This is a genomic window from Corynebacterium sp. UMB6689, from assembly GCF_030215295.1.
In the GTDB taxonomy this organism is placed as follows: domain Bacteria; phylum Actinomycetota; class Actinomycetes; order Mycobacteriales; family Mycobacteriaceae; genus Corynebacterium; species Corynebacterium aurimucosum.
The window spans coordinates 1-241 of the sequence record NZ_JASOLS010000270.1 but is presented as its reverse complement, the minus strand read 5'-3'; the positions used below and the strand labels follow the sequence as shown (position 1 = coordinate 241).

The 241-nt window shown below is 62.7% G+C and carries 1 protein-coding gene; it reads left to right on the top strand.

Annotation, left to right across the window (positions count from 1 at the left end):
• Window positions 1–241, top strand: a 241-nt coding sequence (locus QP363_RS13475) for an amidase family protein (protein WP_284764867.1), incomplete at both ends; no start/stop codon positions are given.

Sequence of the window (241 nt, the reverse complement as noted above, 5' to 3'; positions counted from 1 at the left end):
AAATCTTGGCCGGGTGGCGCCCGCCGTACGATGCGAGCGTCGTCGTAAAAATTAAAGAAGCCCGGCTCCCTATCGTGGGCAAGACCAATATGGACGAATTCGCGATGGGTTCCTCCACGGAACATTCCGCTTTCGGACCCTCGCGCAACCCCTGGGATCTGGATCGAATCCCGGGTGGTTCGGGTGGCGGCAGCGCCGCGGCCGTCGGTGCCTTCATGGTGCCGCTCGCCCTCGGTTCTGA